Source organism: Burkholderia sp. Bp8984, from assembly GCF_003853755.1.
Taxonomy (GTDB): domain Bacteria; phylum Pseudomonadota; class Gammaproteobacteria; order Burkholderiales; family Burkholderiaceae; genus Burkholderia.
The window spans coordinates 67,293-80,378 of the sequence record NZ_QTQN01000009.1; the positions used below are offsets into that span (position 1 = coordinate 67,293).

The window sequence follows — 13,086 nt, forward strand, 5'->3', positions numbered from 1 at the left end:
AAGGAGACTTCCTTCGGGGCGGAAAACCTGGGGCGGCCCGGCGTTTTCTTGACGCCGTCGCTGCGGTGCAAGGCCGCGCCGGATGGCCGTCATGCGTCGGCGGAAAACCGGCGCGCGTCGATGCCGACGTCAGGCAAGTCCCGCCGCGAGCGCTGCAGCGACCGAGCCGGCCACCAGCACGACGCCGACCGTGCGGCGCTTGTTCAGCTCCGTCCACAGCAGCACGCCCGTCAGCGACAACAGGATCAGCGAACCTGCGATCGTGTCCATCAGCAGCACCCAGCCGAGATTCATGCCGACGCCGCGATGCAGGTTGTTCAGCGTCGTCAGGAACGTGTTGCCGGTGCGCTTCACCGACACGTAGCCGTTGCCGACCCAGTATTCCGCCTGCAGGTTCTGGTGCGGACCGAACAAGCCCATCTGCCAGTGCTCGGGCTGCATCACGCGCTTGTCGCCCCAGGCGACCAGCTGCGCAGGCTCCTTGCGCACGCGGCCCGGCCGGCCGTCGAAGTGCAGTTCCTGCTGGAGCCACTTCGTCATCGCGGCGGGCGACTTCGGCACCGGGTCCGGCAACGCGATCTGCATCTGCTCGACCTGCGGTTCGCCGGTCGGGATCTTCAGCGGCGGCGCACGGTGGTTCAGCAGCACGCCCGTCACGCCGAACAGCAATCCGAGCACCGCGCCCCACAGTCCGATCCAGCCATGCACCTTGCGCAGCCATTTGATGAAGGTCGCGCGGCGCGAGCGCTGGCGGCGCACCGCCAGTTCGGCGTCGCTCAGGGGCCGTGCGGCCGGGTGCAGCACGGTAACGCCCGCAGGGGGCCTGCCCGCCTGCGGCGGGGCGATCGTTTCGGGCGCGTTCACGCGAGAGTATCCATTCGTTCAAAGCAACGGGCGGCGCACGGAAAACGTGCGCCGCCCGGACAGCATGAAAATGAGAATGGATATCATTACACAAATGACGCGGCCGCTCAATCCGCCGGCACACGATGGAGCGGGCGAGAAAGTCCAGAGATAACCGAAAAAGCATACAGATCGCACGCAGATTCCGGTCAATAGACGAAAAATGCCGACGAAATGATCACGAAAGACCCGGACAGCATTTCGCAAGAAAACCCGGGGGGAGGCGTGGACGCGGACTCAGCGACTCAGCGACTCAGCGACTCAGCGGCGCAGCGGCGGCAACGGAAAGCGTGGCGCGGCGTCATCCGGTTCGGGCTCGGTGCGATCGAGCGCGTACAGCCACGCGAGCAGATCCGCGACGGCGTGGTAAAGCTGCGGCGGAATCCGGTCGTCGAGGTCGACCTGCATCAGCAGCGACACCATCTCCGGCGCGGTGTGCACGTACAGCCCCGCATCACGGGCACGCGCGACGATCATCTCGGCGAGCAGGCCATACCCCTTCGCGACCACGCGCGGCGCGGCATCGCCGCCTTTCGGATCGTAGACGAGCGCGGCCGCGCGCTTGCGCGACGTCATGCTCATCGCGGCACCTCGTCGTCGGCGCCCGGCACGCCGCCAGCCGCACTGCGCGCATACGCGGCAGCGGCGGCCTGCGCGACGAGCGGATCGAAGCCGTCCGGCTCGTCGCCGACCGCGCGGATCGACAGTCCGCCGAGCTGCAGGCCCGATCCCTCGAACCGTTGCCGCAACGCCGCCTCGTTTCGCGTGAGCCGGTCGGCGCCGGCCGAATTCGCGCGCAGCCGCGCGACGAGCTGCTTGCCGTTCAACACCAGCTCCGCGTCGACCGTGCCGAGCGACGGCAACGTGAGCGTCAGCCGGGTGCGCCAGGCGATCCCGTCCCCCGTGTCGTCGCCGCCGCGCGACGCGCGGCCGCCCGGATCGTCGGGCTCGATCGTCCAGTCGAGCCGCGCACCGGGCCATGCCTCGCCGGCCCAGCGAAACTGGTCCGTCGCGAGTGCGTCGAGCTGCTGCCGGACGATCGGCACGGCGGCCGGATGCACGGGAGCCGATGCCTGCGCCTGCGGATCGGCCGACGCGGCGGCCAGTTCGGCGCGCGCCGGCGTCCAGCGCGGGTCGGGATGGTCGCCGAGCGGGTCGGTCAGCGCGGCCGTGCCCGACGCGGTACCCGGCCGGGCGACCAGCTGGGCGTTCTGCACAGGCTCGTGCAGCACTGCACCGCCCGGCGCGGGCGCGCCCGGTTGCATGGCGAATCGCGGCGCGGCCGCCGGCAACGGCAGACGCGGCGCGAGCAGTTCGTCGAGCACATCGGGCGCATCGTGCTGCGCGGCATCCGGGGCGGGCTGCACCGGCACGGTCGTGAGGCGCGCCTGCGGTTCGCGCATCAGCGCGGCGAGCGGGCGCTGGCCGGCCAGCCACTGCGCGAGATGGGATTCGTAGAAGAGGCCGCTTTCGCTCACGGCCTGCGCGAGCGCCGCGCGCAGCGCCGCGACGGGTGGTGCGGCAGCCGCAGCGCGCGTGGCCGCGACGTCGGACGCGGGCGACGCGGTTGAAGAAGTGCTGGAAGAAGCGGTGTAGGAAGCAGTGGAAGAAGCGGCGGCCGAAGCGGCCGGATCGGAGGCGCTCTGCCCGACCGGCGGCGCGGTCGCCGCGACGCCCAGCAGCACGGAAGGGTCGGCCAGCAGCGGCGTGCGCCCGGCGATCACGGGCGTCGCGACACCGCCAGAGCGCGAGATCGCATCGAGCACGAGCGCGACATCGGACAGCGCCGTCTGCGCGGACGCCGGCGGCGCGGCCGGCGTGGCCCCCGTCGCGGGCGGCGACGACGCGCCGGCACCCGGCGTGCCGACCTGCACGGTGGCGCCGCCGCCGGCGGGCGCCGTCACGGTGCCGGCCAGCAGGCTGTCGAGGCGGCTCGCCAGCAGGGCGGCCGCAACGGAGTCGATACCGGTCATGATCGAAGCCTGCTCACCTCAGCCATATCGTTGCGATGCCGGGCACGCGGCTACCGCCGCCCCGGCAAACGGGCACTATCCGCGAGCGCGGTAGAGATCGGTCAATACCTCGGTCGAGCGCCGCGCCTCGAACAGCGCGGACAACCGCGCGACTTCCGGGCTCGCGAGATCGCGGATCGCGGCGTCGTCGGCGAGGATGCGGCGGATCAGCGCGAGCTTGCGGCCGAGGTCCGCTTCGTCGAGCGCGACACCCGGAGCGGCCGCCTTCAATCCGTCGACGAGCCTCAGGAATTCGGCCTGCAACTCCGGCAGCGCGCGCCAGTCCGCGCCGCGCGCTGCGCACAGCATGCGGCCGGACACGGCCGCGAGCGCCTCGTAGCGAGCGAAGTATTCGGCCTTGAGATTCATCGCGCCGCGCCCGCCGCCTGTTGCGCGGCCATGCGCGCGACTTCCGGAGCGATGCCCGTCCATGCTTCCTCGAGCGTCGCGAGCAGCCCGTCGACCTCGACCAGCATCGCGTCGCTCGCATTCAGGTTGGCTTCCAGCAGGCGCCGGCCGATATAGGTGTACAGCGCGTCGAGGCGTCCGGCGATCTGGCCGCCCGCGTCGCGATTCAGCGACGCCTGCAGGCCGCTCTCGACGATCCCGATCGCCTTGCCGATCGCTTCGCCGCGTGCGGACACGTTGCCCTGCTGCAAATGCATGCGCGCGAGCGCGATGGCCTGCCGCGCGCCCTGGTACAGCATCGCGATCAGCCGGTGCGGCGAGGCGCCCATCACCCCCGTCTCGACGCCGACACGCGCGTACGCACTGGCTCCAGCGTGTCCTGGGGAAAACATGCGCTTCTCCTTGTGATGCGTTGGCTATGCGGTGGCCGCCGCCTTGCGATGCACGACGCGGCCTCGTTCCAGAGTTATCGGAAGGGAATTGGAAAGCTTTAGGTGCGCGGGCCGCCTGCGCGGCAGGCGGGCTGCTCCTCTGGGCGGCTGCCCCAGGACGCCCGTCGCCGGATGCCCGCGCGTCAAACCGACATCTGCATGATGTCGTTGTACGCGCTCACGAGCTTGTTGCGGACCTGGAGCCCGAACTGGAAACCGATGTTGGCCTTCTGCATGTCGACCATCACGTCGTTCAGCGACACGTTCGCCGCGCCGACCTCGAACGCGTGCGCCTCGCCGAGCGCGTGCTGCTGGTCGCCGCTGATCTTGTCGAGCGACGCCTTCATCGCGCTCGCGAACGTTCCGGCCGTCGCGGCGCCCGAGCCGGCGAGCGCCGCCGCCGGGCTCGCGACGCCGCCGCTCGCCTGCGCGGCCATCGCCTGCATCTGTTGCAACACCGAACCGATTCCGCTGACGTTGGCAGCCATGCTGTCCCCAGACCTGTAAGAGATGAGACCCGGGCACACCGGGCGTTTCCGACGGCGCCGCACGACGCGCACCATGCCGGATCGCGAAAAAGGATAGCAGCGCGGCGCGCGCCAAAGCCGCGAAAGTACGGGGGAAACCCCGCTCTTTTCGGTCGATCGGAGTCGCGCCCGGGTCCCGATAATCGCATCGTGTCATTGTCCGTCCGCTCGTCCGAGCGGCTCAGTCGTCCCGCTCCGGAGAAACTCCACGCATGGATTCGCAGGCCAACTCGCTGATCAACCCCGACGCCCGCACGGGCCTCGCCAGCCCGGTGCCAGGCGCCACCGCGGCCGCCGCGTTGCCGGGAGCAGGCGGCGCCGGCGCGGACTTCGGGTTCGGCGGCTTCGCGGAACGCATCCCCGGCATCTCGCGGATGAAGGGCAACCCGAAGCTGCCGTTCGTGATCGCGGTCGCGTTCGCCGTCGCCGCGATCACCGCGCTCGTGCTGTGGAGCCGCGCGCCCGACTATCGCGTGCTGTACAGCAACCTGTCGGACCGCGACGGCGGCGCGATCATCACCGCGCTCCAGCAGGCAAACGTTCCCTACAAGTTCGCCGACGCGGGCGGCGCGATCCTGGTGCCGTCGAACCAGGTGCACGAAACGCGCCTGAAGCTCGCCGCGATGGGCCTGCCCAAGGGCGGCTCGGTCGGCTTCGAGCTGATGGACAACCAGAAATTCGGCATCAGCCAGTTCGCGGAGCAGGTGAACTACCAGCGCGCGCTCGAAGGCGAGCTGCAGCGCACGATCGAGTCGATCAACGCGGTGAAAACGGCGCGCGTGCATCTCGCGATCCCGAAGCCGTCGGTGTTCGTGCGCGACAAGGAAGCGCCGAGCGCGTCGGTGTTCGTCGACCTCTACCCGGGCCGCGTGCTCGACGAGGGCCAGGTGCAGGCAATCACGCGGATGGTGTCGTCCGGCGTGCCCGACATGCCGGCCAAGAACGTGACGATCGTCGACCAGGACGGCAACCTGCTGACCCAGACGGCGTCGGCCTCCGGCCTCGACGCGAGCCAGCTCAAGTACGTGCAGCAGGTCGAGCGCAACACGCAGAAGCGCATCGACGCGATCCTCGCGCCGATCTTCGGCGCCGGCAACGCGCGCTCGCAGGTCAGCGCCGACGTCGATTTCTCCAGGCTCGAGCAGACCTCGGAAAGCTACGGCCCGAACGCCTCGCCGCAGCAGACCGCGATCCGAAGCCAGCAGACCAGCACGGCCACCGAACTCGCGCAGGGCGGCGCCTCGGGCGTGCCGGGCGCGCTGTCGAACACGCCGCCGCAGCCGGCCTCCGCGCCGATCGTCGCCGGCAACGGCCAGAGCGGGCCGCAGTCGACGCCCGTCAGCGACCGCAAGGACCAGACGACCAACTACGAACTCGACAAGACGATCCGCCACGTCGAGCAGCCGATGGGCAACGTGAAGCGGCTGTCGGTCGCCGTCGTCGTCAATTACCAGCCGGTGGCCGACGCGAAGGGCCACGTGACGATGCAGCCGCTGCCACCCGCGAAGCTCGCGCAGATCGAGCAGCTCGTGAAGGACGCGATGGGCTACGACGAGAAGCGCGGCGACTCGGTGAACGTCGTGAACAGCGCGTTCTCGACCGCGAGCGATCCGTACGCCGACCTGCCGTGGTGGCGCCAGCCGGACATGATCGCGATGGCGAAGGAAGCCGCGAAGTGGCTCGGCATCGCGGCGGCCGCGGCGGCGCTCTATTTCATGTTCGTGCGCCCGGCGATGCGCCGCGCGTTTCCGCCGCCCGAGCCGGCCGCGCCGGCGCTCGCGGCGCCGGAGGATGCGGTCGTGCTCGACGGCCTGCCCGCCCCGGACAAGGCCGACGAGCCCGATGCGCTGCTGCTCGGCTTCGAGAACGAAAAGAACCGCTACGAACGCAACCTCGACTACGCGCGCACGATCGCCCGCCAGGATCCGAAGATCGTCGCCACCGTCGTGAAGAACTGGGTGTCCGATGAACGCTGAAGGCCTGACCAAGAGCGCGCTGCTGCTGATGTCGATCGGCGAGGAAGAGGCCGCTGAAGTATTCAAGTTCCTCGCGCCGCGCGAGGTGCAGAAGATCGGCGCCGCGATGGCCGCGCTGAAGAACGTCACGCGCGAGCAGGTCGAGGACGTGCTGCAGGAGTTCGCGAGGGAAGCCGAGCAGCACACCGCGCTGTCGCTCGATTCGAGCGATTACATCCGCTCGGTGCTGACCAAGGCGCTCGGCGAGGACAAGGCCGGCGTGCTGATCGACCGGATCCTGCAGGGCAGCGACACGAGCGGCATCGAGGGCCTGAAGTGGATGGACTCGGGCGCGGTGGCCGAACTGATCAAGAACGAGCATCCGCAGATCATCGCGACGATCCTCGTGCACCTCGACCGCGACCAGGCGTCCGAGATCGCATCGTGCTTCACCGAGCGGCTGCGCAACGACGTGCTGCTGCGGATCGCGACGCTCGACGGCATCCAGCCGGCCGCGCTGCGCGAGCTCGACGACGTGCTGACCGGCCTGCTGTCCGGCAGCGACAACCTGAAGCGCAGCCCGATGGGCGGCATCCGCACCGCGGCCGAGATCCTGAACTTCATGACGAGCAATCATGAGGAAGGCGTGCTCGAAAGCGTGCGCCAGTACGACGCGGAGCTCGCGCAGAAGATCATCGACCAGATGTTCGTGTTCGAGAACCTGCTCGACCTCGAGGATCGCGCGATCCAGATGGTGCTGAAGGAAGTCGAGTCGGAAACGCTGATCATCGCGCTGAAGGGCGCGCCGCCCGCGCTGCGCCAGAAGTTCCTCGCGAACATGTCGCAACGCGCGGCCGAACTGCTCGCCGAGGATCTCGACGCGCGCGGCCCGGTGCGCGTGTCCGAAGTCGAGACGCAGCAGCGCCGCATCCTGCAGATCGTCCGCAATCTCGCCGAAAGCGGCCAGGTCGTGATCGGCGGCAAGGCGGAAGACGCGTATGTCTGATTCCGCGCGCGAGCCCGCCGGCACCCTCACCGCGTACCAGCGGTGGGAGATGGCGTCGTTCGATCCGCCGCCGCCCCCGCCGCCGCCCGACGCTGCCGCAGCGGCCGCCGCCGCGCTCGCCGCGGACCTGCAGCGCGTGCGCGACGCCGCGCATGCCGAAGGCCATGCGGCCGGTCACGTCGAAGGCCAGGCGCTGGGTTATCAGGCCGGTTTCGACCAGGGCCGCGAGCAGGGTTTCGAAGCCGGCCAGGCCGAAGCCCGCAAACAGGCCGCGCAGCTCGCGGCGCTCGCCGCGTCGTTCCGCGAAGCCGTGTCGAGCATCGAGCACGATCTCGCGTCCGACCTCGCGCAGCTCGCGCTCGACATCGCGCAGCAGGTCGTGCGCCAGCACGTGAAGCACGATCCGGCCGCGCTCGTCGCGGCGGTGCGCGACGTGCTCGCCGCCGAACCGGCGCTGTCCGGCGCGCCGCATCTCGCGGTGAATCCGGCCGACCTGCCCGTCGTCGAAGCCTATCTGCAGGACGAACTCGATACGCTCGGCTGGAACGTGCGCACCGACGCGTCGATCGAGCGCGGCGGCTGCCGCGCGCACGCCGCGACGGGCGAGGTCGACGCGACGCTGCCCACCCGCTGGCAGCGCGTCGCCGCCGCGATCGGCAAGGTGAGCGCATGGTGACGCCCACGCCCGAATCGATCCTGCACGACGGAATGACGCCGCTCGAGCGCGAACTCGCGCTCGCGTCGTTCGGCCCCGACGGTCCGCACGACACCGCGCACGACGCGCCGGCACACGCGACGGATGCCGCCTGCGACACGCCACGCGCGCCGCACAATCCGCATCTCGCGCACTGGCGCACGCACCTGAACGGGCTCGCGACACGCAGCCACCGCGCGCTGCCGCTGCGGCCGTGCGGGCGCCTCACGCGCGCCGCGGGCCTCGTGCTCGAGGCGATCGGGCTGCGCCTGTCGGTCGGCGCCGAATGCACGATCGAATTGCCGCCCGGCAGCACGCTGCCGCACGCGGAAGCGGAAGTCGTCGGGTTCTCCGGCGATCGCCTGTTCCTGATGCCGACCACCGACGTCGCCGGCGTCCTGCCCGGCGCGCGCGTATGGCCGCTGGAGGCCGCGCCCGTCGCCGATCCGCTCGCGGGCGCCAAGCGGCTGCCGGTCGGCTGGGAAATGCTCGGGCGCGTCGTCGACGCGTCGGGCCGCCCGCTCGACGGCCTCGGCCCGCTCGGGTCGAAGGTCGATGCGCCGCTGTCGGCGCCGTCGATCAACCCGCTCGATCGCGAGCCGATCCACCACGTACTCGACGTCGGCGTGCGCGCGATCAACGGCCTGCTCACCGTCGGCCGCGGGCAGCGGATGGGCCTGTTCGCCGGCTCCGGCGTCGGCAAGTCGGTGCTGCTCGGCACGATGGCGCGCTACACCAGCGCGGAAGTGATCGTGATCGGGCTGATCGGTGAACGCGGCCGCGAAGTGAAGGAATTCATCGAACAGATCCTCGGCGAGGACGGGCTCGCGCGCTCGGTCGTCGTCGCGGCGCCGGCCGACGTGTCGCCGCTGCTGCGGATGCAGGGCGCCGCCTACGCGACGTCGCTCGCCGAGTATTTCCGCGACCAGGGCAAGCACGTGCTGCTGCTGATGGATTCGCTGACGCGCTACGCGATGGCGCAGCGCGAGATCGCGCTCGCGATCGGCGAGCCGCCCGCGACCAAGGGTTATCCGCCGTCGGTGTTCGCGAAGCTGCCCGCGCTCGTCGAGCGCACCGGCAACGGGCCCGAAGGCGGCGGCTCGATCACCGCGTTCTACACGGTGCTGACCGAAGGCGACGACCAGCAGGACCCGATCGCCGACTCGGCGCGCGCGATCCTCGATGGCCACGTCGTGCTGTCGCGCGCGCTCGCCGAGGCCGGCCACTATCCGGCGATCGACATCGAGGCGTCGATCAGCCGCGCGATGACCGCGCTGATCGACGAACCGCATCTCGACCGCGTTCGGCAGTTCAAGCAGATGCTGTCGCGCTACCAGCGCAATCGCGACCTGATCGCGGTCGGCGCCTATGCGCCCGGCCGCGACGCGCAGCTCGACCGCGCGATCGCGCTCTACCCGCGCATCGAATCGTTCCTGCAGCAGGGCTTTCGCGAATGCGCACCGTTCGAATCGAGCCTCGCCGCGCTCGATGCGCTGTTCGACGTACACGGAGGCTGATCCCGATGGCACACGGCTTTCCCCTTCAACTGCTGCTCGACCGCGCGCAGGAAGATCTCGATACGGCCGCGAAGCAGCTCGGCACCGCGCAGCGCGACCGCACCGCTGCCGCCGAGCAGCTCGATGCGCTGCTGCGCTATCGCGACGAATACCACGCACGCTTCGCGCAGTCCGCGCAGAGCGGGATGCCGGCCGGCAACTGGCGCAATTTCCAGGCGTTCATCGACACGCTCGACGCTGCGATCGCGCAGCAGCGCAACGTGCTGGCCGCAGCTGAACGCCGCATCGACGAGGCGCGCCCGAACTGGCAACAGAAGAAACGCACCGTCGGCTCATACGAAATCCTGCAGGCGCGCGGCGTCGCGCAGGAAGCGCAGCGTACCGCGAAGCGCGAACAGCGCGACGCCGACGAACACGCCGCGAAGATCCTGCGCATGCGGGCCGACGCCGCCCGCTCGGCGTAGCCGCTCACCGCTTTCGAACGAGAGAATCGTCATGCCTCCCCTGCCCCTGCTCGGCGCGCTGCTCGACACCGCCGGCACCGCACTCAAGGCCGTCCGCGACGCGGGTTCGTCGGCCGCCGCCGGCAAGACCGCCGGCAACGATGCCGCCGCCAGCCCGGCCGCCGTGCCGTTCGCGCAGACGCTGAAGCAAAGCGTCGACACGCGGCACGACGCGACGAATGCCGGCATGCCGGACGCCACGACGAAACAGGTGTCGGCGACGCCGGCCGCCGGCACGAAGCCGTCCGGCACGGGCGACGACAAGCCGACCGACGACGCGAACGCGACGCCCAATCCCGACGCCGCCGCGCTCGCAGCGGCCGCCGCCGTGCAGGCGCAGCTGCTGGCTCGCACGAACGACGCGGCGCCGGCCGATGCCGACAGCACCGCCACTGCCGCGCAGACGACGGCCGTGTCCGGCCAGCCCGACGCCACGGCCGCGCTGACGAATCATGCCGGCAAGGATGCGGCCGCCGAGCCGGCTGCCCCCGCGCCGGGTCGCGACGCGCTGCAGGCCGCGCTGGCGAAGCTGACCGGCGGCGCGGGCGCGATCGCGATGCCCGCGACGGGCGCGGCGGCGGGCGCGGCGGCGGCCGCAGCGCCCGCACCGGCAGCGACGACGTCGGCCTCGGCCGCCGCCCCGCTGACGCCGAAGGTCCCGACGTTCGACCGCGCGCTCGCCGACGCCAAAGGCGCGCCCGCGACACAGCAGCCCGCCACGCAGGCCGCCGCACCGGCGCTGCAGGCCGGCGCAACGGCCCAACCCGCCGCGCAACATGCATTCGCGGCCGCCGAAGAAACCGCCAGCCCGGCCGCCGACGCAACGGTCGCTGCCGCCGCCACGGCTGCGGCAGCCGCCCAGGCGAACCTCCAGGCATCGCCCGCCGCAAGCACGATTGCCGCGGCCAACCCGCACGTGCTGGCCCCGCACGTCGGCACCGCCGACTGGACGGATGCGCTGAGCCAGAAGGTCGTGTTCCTGTCGAATGCGCACCAGCAGAGCGCCGAGCTGACGCTGAACCCGCCGGACCTCGGCCCGCTGCAGGTCGTGCTGCGCGTCGCGGACAACCACGCGCATGCACTGTTCGTATCGCAGCACGCGCAGGTGCGTGACGCGGTGGAAGCCGCGCTGCCGAAGTTGCGCGAGGCGATGGAAGCGGGCGGGCTCGGCCTGGGCAGCGCGACGGTCAGCGACGGCGGCTTCGCGTCGCAGCAGCAGAACCCGCAGCAAAGCTTCGCCGGCGGCCGGTCGTCGCCGCGCGCGCGCGCCGGATCGTCAGCCGTCGACGCACCGGTCGACGCCGCGCAATCCGCATCGGCCGCCGCCACCGTGAGCCGCGCGGGCCTCGTCGATACGTTCGCCTGAGCATCGCGTCGCTCGCGTGCCGGTATGTGCCGGTATGTGCGAGTATGTGCCGCTCAGCGGCCGTGCGCGGCCGCGGCCGCCTCGCCGCGCGGCACGCTGCCCCGGCGCGCCGCGACGATGAAGTCCGCCGCGCGTTCGCCGATCATCACCGACGGCGCATTCGTGTTCCCGCCGATCAGCGTCGGCATCACCGACGCATCCACCACCCGCAGCCTTTCGACACCCCGAACGCGCAGTTGCGGATCCACGACCGCGCGCGCATCCGAGCCCATCCGGCAGGTTCCGACCGGGTGATAGATCGTGTCGGCGTGCGCGACGATCGTCGCGCGCAGCTCGGCTTCGCTCTGGCCCGCCCGCGTGTACAGCTCGCGCCCGCCCTGCGACGCGAGCGGCGCCTGCGACAGGATCCGGCGCATCGCCTGCGCACCGCGCACGAGCAGGTCGAGATCGCGCGTATCGCTGAAGAAACGCGGATCGATCAGCGGCGCGTCGCGCGCATCGCCGCTCGCGAGCGCGACCGTGCCGCGGCTGAACGGGCGCAGCGCGCACACGTGCAGCGAATAACCGAAGCCCCAGTGCATCTTGCGGTTGTGATCGTCGACGAGCGCCGTGCAGAAATGCAGCTGCAGGTCCGGACGATCGAGCGACGGATCGCTCTTGATGAAGCCGCCGGCCTCCGCGACGTTGCTCGTCATCATCCCCGTGCGGCTCGAGAAATAGCGCGCGAGCGCCGGCGCCATCTTCGCGATCCCGCGCAGGCAGATGCCGACCAGCTCCGACGAATTCACGCGCGTGTTGATGATGAAGTCGATATGGTCGATCAGGTTGGTGCCGACATCCGGCGCGTCCTGCACGACCGCGATCCCGTGCCGGCGCAGTTGTTCCGCCGGCCCGATCCCCGAGCACATCAGCAGTTGCGGCGAATTGAACGCGCCGGCCGACAGGATCACTTCCGCGCGCGCGCCGAGCGTCTCGACGCGTCCGTCGCGCGACACCACCACACCGACCGCGCGCCTGCCGTCGAAGCCCACGCGCAGCACCGTCGCATCGGTGATCACATGCAGGTTCGGCCGGTCACGGTCGTAGATGTACGCACGTGCAACGCTGCAGCGCGAGCCGTCGCGATGCGTGACCTGATAGAAGCCGACGCCTTCCTGCGTCGCGCCGTTGAAGTCGTCGTTGAGCGGATAACCGGCCGCGTGCGCGGCCTGGATGAATCGTTCGGAGAACGGATTGCGAAAGCGCAGATCGGACACCGTCAGCGGCCCGTCCGCGCCGTGCCAGGCGTCGGCGCCGCGCGCGTTGCCTTCCGCGCGGCGGAAATACGGCAGCACGTCCTGCCAGCCCCAGCCCGTCGCACCGAGTTGTGCCCACTCGTCGTAGTCGCCCGGATGGCCGCGCGTGTAGATCATCGCGTTGATCGCGCTCGAGCCGCCCATCCCGCGTCCGCGCGGCTGGTAGCCGCGGCGGCCGCCGAGGCCCGGCTGCGGCACCGTTTCGTAACCGTAGTTCGTGCCGAGCTTGAACGGCACGAGCGCCGCGATCCCCACCGGCATGTTGACGAGCAGGTTGCGCGCCGTGTGCGAACCGGCCTCGATCAACGCGATCGTCGCGTCGGGGCATGCATCGGCGAGGCGGCTCGCGAGGCTCGACCCGCCCGATCCTCCGCCGACGATGATGTAGTCGTATTGCATGTCACGTCTCCTTCGTGTCATGAACGGCGCCCGGCGCGGCCCGGCTCCCGCTTGTAATGTTCGGGCATTG

Annotated in this window: 13 protein-coding genes; 6 read left to right on the top strand and 7 right to left on the bottom strand. The window is 70.7% G+C overall.

Features of this window, described 5'->3' with window-relative positions; translation table 11 throughout:
* Positions 1-129: 129 nt before the first annotated feature.
* The 6 genes from DID98_RS11920 to fliE form a co-directional block, all read right to left on the bottom strand.
* Positions 130-864, bottom strand: a complete 735-nt coding sequence (locus tag DID98_RS11920; protein WP_124570746.1) for a PepSY-associated TM helix domain-containing protein — start codon at positions 862-864, stop codon at positions 130-132.
* 300 nt (positions 865-1,164) lie between these two features.
* A complete protein-coding gene (locus DID98_RS11925; protein WP_124520546.1) occupies positions 1,165-1,485 on the bottom strand; it encodes an EscU/YscU/HrcU family type III secretion system export apparatus switch protein in 321 nt (106 codons plus the stop codon).
* Complete coding sequence (locus DID98_RS11930) at positions 1,482-2,876, bottom strand: flagellar hook-length control protein FliK (RefSeq protein ID WP_124570747.1); 1,395 nt, start codon at positions 2,874-2,876, stop codon at positions 1,482-1,484. The genes DID98_RS11925 and DID98_RS11930 overlap by 4 nt, the downstream gene beginning before the upstream one ends.
* 75 nt (positions 2,877-2,951) lie before the next feature.
* Positions 2,952-3,284, bottom strand: coding sequence for a flagellar protein FliT (locus DID98_RS11935; protein ID WP_044849239.1), 333 nt, complete (start codon positions 3,282-3,284; stop codon positions 2,952-2,954).
* Positions 3,281-3,715, bottom strand: a complete 435-nt coding sequence (fliS, locus tag DID98_RS11940) for a flagellar export chaperone FliS (RefSeq protein WP_124570748.1) — start codon at positions 3,713-3,715, stop codon at positions 3,281-3,283. The genes DID98_RS11935 and fliS overlap by 4 nt, the downstream gene beginning before the upstream one ends.
* A 182-nt stretch (positions 3,716-3,897) precedes the next feature.
* Complete coding sequence (gene fliE, locus DID98_RS11945; protein ID WP_124570749.1) at positions 3,898-4,242, bottom strand: flagellar hook-basal body complex protein FliE; 345 nt, start codon at positions 4,240-4,242, stop codon at positions 3,898-3,900.
* A gap of 251 nt (positions 4,243-4,493) precedes the next feature.
* Here fliE and fliF point away from each other — a divergent pair, with 251 nt between their 5' ends.
* Genes fliF through DID98_RS11980 form a run of 6 tightly spaced genes read left to right on the top strand, consistent with a single transcriptional unit; the run spans position 4,494 to position 11,322 of the window.
* Positions 4,494-6,257, top strand: a complete 1,764-nt coding sequence (gene fliF / locus DID98_RS11955; RefSeq protein WP_044849242.1) for a flagellar basal-body MS-ring/collar protein FliF — start codon at positions 4,494-4,496, stop codon at positions 6,255-6,257.
* Positions 6,247-7,242, top strand: coding sequence for a flagellar motor switch protein FliG (fliG, locus tag DID98_RS11960; RefSeq protein ID WP_124486673.1), 996 nt, complete (start codon positions 6,247-6,249; stop codon positions 7,240-7,242). The genes fliF and fliG overlap by 11 nt, the downstream gene beginning before the upstream one ends.
* On the top strand, positions 7,235-7,918 hold the full coding sequence (fliH, locus tag DID98_RS11965) for a flagellar assembly protein FliH (protein ID WP_124486674.1): 684 nt from the start codon (positions 7,235-7,237) through the stop codon (positions 7,916-7,918). The genes fliG and fliH overlap by 8 nt, the downstream gene beginning before the upstream one ends.
* Positions 7,912-9,453: a flagellar protein export ATPase FliI gene (fliI, locus tag DID98_RS11970; RefSeq protein WP_124486675.1), complete on the top strand. Its 1,542-nt coding sequence runs from the start codon at positions 7,912-7,914 to the stop codon at positions 9,451-9,453. Before fliH ends, fliI begins: the two co-directional genes overlap by 7 nt.
* A gap of 5 nt (positions 9,454-9,458) precedes the next feature.
* Positions 9,459-9,917 (top strand): flagellar export protein FliJ, encoded by a 459-nt coding sequence (gene fliJ, locus DID98_RS11975; RefSeq protein WP_044849246.1) that lies wholly within the window; start codon positions 9,459-9,461, stop codon positions 9,915-9,917.
* Positions 9,918-9,948: 31 nt separating this feature from the next.
* Positions 9,949-11,322 carry a flagellar hook-length control protein FliK gene (locus tag DID98_RS11980; protein ID WP_124570750.1) on the top strand — a complete coding sequence of 458 codons (1,374 nt, stop codon included), beginning with the start codon at positions 9,949-9,951 and terminating at the stop codon, positions 11,320-11,322.
* Positions 11,323-11,375: 53 nt separating this feature from the next.
* Here DID98_RS11980 and DID98_RS11985 read toward each other — a convergent pair whose 3' ends face one another.
* Positions 11,376-13,016: a GMC family oxidoreductase gene (locus tag DID98_RS11985; protein WP_124486677.1), complete on the bottom strand. Its 1,641-nt coding sequence runs from the start codon at positions 13,014-13,016 to the stop codon at positions 11,376-11,378.
* Between the last annotated feature and the right edge of the window lie 70 nt (positions 13,017-13,086).